This window comes from Paenibacillus sp. IHBB 3054 (assembly GCF_051594305.1).
Lineage (GTDB): Bacteria > Bacillota > Bacilli > Paenibacillales > Paenibacillaceae > Paenibacillus_AQ.
This window is the reverse complement of the sequence record NZ_JBOFBG010000154.1, coordinates 1-550: the sequence shown is the minus strand read 5'-3', so window position 1 is coordinate 550 and position 550 is coordinate 1. Positions and strand designations below refer to the sequence as shown.

The window sequence follows — 550 nt, the reverse complement described above, 5'->3', positions numbered from 1 at the left end:
GGTATTAAAAAATGGCGCGCCCTGAGAGATTCGAACTCCCGGCCTTTTGATTCGTAGTCAAACGCTCTATCCAGCTGAGCTAAGGGCGCAAAATCTATATGGAGCGGACGACGGGAATCGAACCCGCGACCCTCGCCTTGGCAAGGCGATGCTCTACCGCTGAGCCACGTCCGCAAAAACATGGTGCGCGTGAAGGGACTTGAACCCCCACGTCGTAAAACGCCAGATCCTAAGTCTGGTGCGTCTGCCATTCCGCCACACGCGCACACTTTAAAGAAATGGTGAGCCATGAAGGACTCGAACCTTCGACACCCTGATTAAAAGTCAGGTGCTCTACCAACTGAGCTAATGGCTCTCATGAAAATGGCTGGGGATATAGGATTTGAACCTATGCATGACGGAGTCAAAGTCCGTTGCCTTACCGCTTGGCTAATCCCCAATATTAATAATTAGCTAAAAACACGGAACAGGGCGGATACTCTGCACTTCGTTGCGAGATTGCAAAGTAATTCTTGCGAAGCTTATACTTCTGATCCCTGATGCCATACTA

5 tRNA genes are annotated in these 550 nt (G+C 50.0%); all 5 read right to left on the bottom strand.

What is annotated here, in order from left to right:
- Window positions 1–12: 12 nt before the first annotated feature.
- The 5 genes from ACQ76X_RS36220 to ACQ76X_RS36200 all read right to left on the bottom strand — a co-directional run bounded on the left by ACQ76X_RS36220 (window position 13) and on the right by ACQ76X_RS36200 (window position 439).
- Window positions 13–89: transfer RNA gene (locus ACQ76X_RS36220), tRNA-Arg, on the bottom strand.
- 10 nt (window positions 90–99) lie between these two features.
- Window positions 100–174: transfer RNA gene (locus ACQ76X_RS36215), tRNA-Gly, on the bottom strand.
- 7 nt (window positions 175–181) lie between these two features.
- Window positions 182–265: transfer RNA gene (locus ACQ76X_RS36210), tRNA-Leu, on the bottom strand.
- Window positions 266–279: 14 nt separating this feature from the next.
- Window positions 280–355, bottom strand: a tRNA-Lys gene (locus ACQ76X_RS36205).
- Window positions 356–364: 9 nt separating this feature from the next.
- A tRNA-Gln gene (locus tag ACQ76X_RS36200) sits at window positions 365–439 on the bottom strand.
- Window positions 440–550 lie beyond the last annotated feature (111 nt).